1 protein-coding gene is annotated in these 1,848 nt (G+C 59.4%); it reads left to right on the top strand.

The features are described 5' to 3' along the window. Positions 1-442: 442 nt before the first annotated feature. A complete protein-coding gene (locus GY725_03970) occupies positions 443-1,603 on the top strand; it encodes an IS110 family transposase (GenBank protein ID MCP4003331.1) in 1,161 nt (386 codons plus the stop codon). Positions 1,604-1,848 lie beyond the last annotated feature (245 nt).

Genomic DNA, 1,848 nt, shown 5'->3' with positions numbered 1-1,848 from the left:
GACCAAAACCCCTCCGTAGAAGGAGACAGCGGGAAGAAAGGGCGAGAAATCGAATCGAAATACATCCTCACCGCCATGCCATATCGTCGTATACATAAACGTATTCCAACAGGCAGTATTGATCACAAGGTAGTGCGCAGCCAAGATCACCACCAAACCTGCGATCACTGGTTTCGATCTTGAAAAACTCAGCGCAAGAAAGAGAAACGTTGCCGCCGCGATGAACATGAGCTGAGGGAATGTCCATGACAGCGGCATTTTTCTTCGGCGAGACAGTATGGTTGTTCACCGGTAGGCGCAAGCCATCCGGACGTTCGGTAAAATAAGTGTGGCAGATCTGGCCGGAGGCATTTCTCGTGGGCTATCTCGCATCACGAGGATACGAGACCTATCCACATCCGGGACACCACGAAAGCGATCCCGAAAACCAACCAAACTACTAATGACAAAAAAAGTAACCAGATCCACCACACCTGAAATCTACATCGGACTCGACGTCCACAAAAGCTCAATCTCGATCGCCTACGCGGCGGCCGACGGCTCCGATCCCGTCTTCTATGGCAAGACTGCCGGCAGCAACCTCAGCGCCGAGCGCGCCCTGGCGAAGCTGCGCAAGAAGCTCGGCGTCGAAAAGGAAGATCTCCGCATCTGCTACGAAGCGGGTCCCACGGGCTTCATTCTCGTCCGGCGCCTGATACAACTCAACTACGACTGCATCGTCATCGCCCCGTCCAAGATCCCGCAGAAGCCCGGCGACAAGGTCAAGACAGACAAGAAAGACGCCAGGAAGCTCGCCCGCCTGTTGCGCGCCGGCGAACTCGAGCCTATCCACATCCCTTCCGTGGACGACGAGGCCATCCGCGACCTGTGCCGCGCCCGCACCGACGCCGTCCAGGCGCGCAGCCGCGCCAAGAAGCAACTGCTCGGATTCATGCTGCGCAACGGCATGGCCTACACCGGCAAAACCAACTGGACGCAGGCGCACCTCAACTACATCCGCAAGGTCGCCATGCCCGACCCCGTCCAGCAGATCGTCCTCGAGGAATACATCATGGAGATCGACGCGCTAGAGGAGCGCGTCGCGCGCCTCCTCGAACACATGAAGGAGCAACTCGAGACCTGGAACCGCGAGCCGATGGTGCGCGCGCTCATGTCCCTGCGTGGCTTCCAGATCGTCACCGCCATGACGCTCATCGCCGAGCTCGGCGACCTCGACCGCTTCGCTTCGCCGCGCCAGCTCATGGGCTACCTGGGTCTGGTTCCAGGCGAGGAGAGTTCCGGGACGAAACGTCGCCAGGGCGCCATCACCAAGACCGGCAACTCCCACGCGCGCTGGATGCTCGTCGAATCGGCCAACGCCTACGAAAACAAGGAGATGGTGTCGCCCGCTCTATCCAAGCGACAGGAGGGGCAGCTGCGCGAGGTGAAGGTTCTCTCGTGGCGTGCCCAGACGCGCCTCTGCTACCGCCGCCGCAAACTCTCCGCACGCAAGCTCGCCCGCAACAAGATCACCATCGCCATCGCCCGCGAACTGTGCGGCTTCATCTGGGAACTCGACAGCATCCTGCGCAGCAAGAACCTCGTCACCAAGCAAACAACCTAGCCAGCTCGAGCCCGGGAAGGGGCGAGCCTCAATCGGAACCTTTTCGACTGCCGACCACTATTTATCCCTTCGGGCTCTGCGGCGTCGCTTCGCATCTCACGGCGCTATCGCGCGTGGCAGTCAATTGACCCCCGCCCCTTCCCTGACGGGTGGTCTCTACAAGGATTTCAGAAGAAATCCTCTATCGCACTAACAAAACCACAACCGCCGAAACCCAACCCGAAAATGAACCAGAACCCAGGAGG

The sequence above is a fragment of the bacterium genome (assembly GCA_024226335.1).
GTDB lineage: Bacteria > Myxococcota_A > UBA9160 > SZUA-336 > SZUA-336 > JAAELY01.
This window is presented reverse-complemented; position numbering and strand designations above follow the sequence as displayed.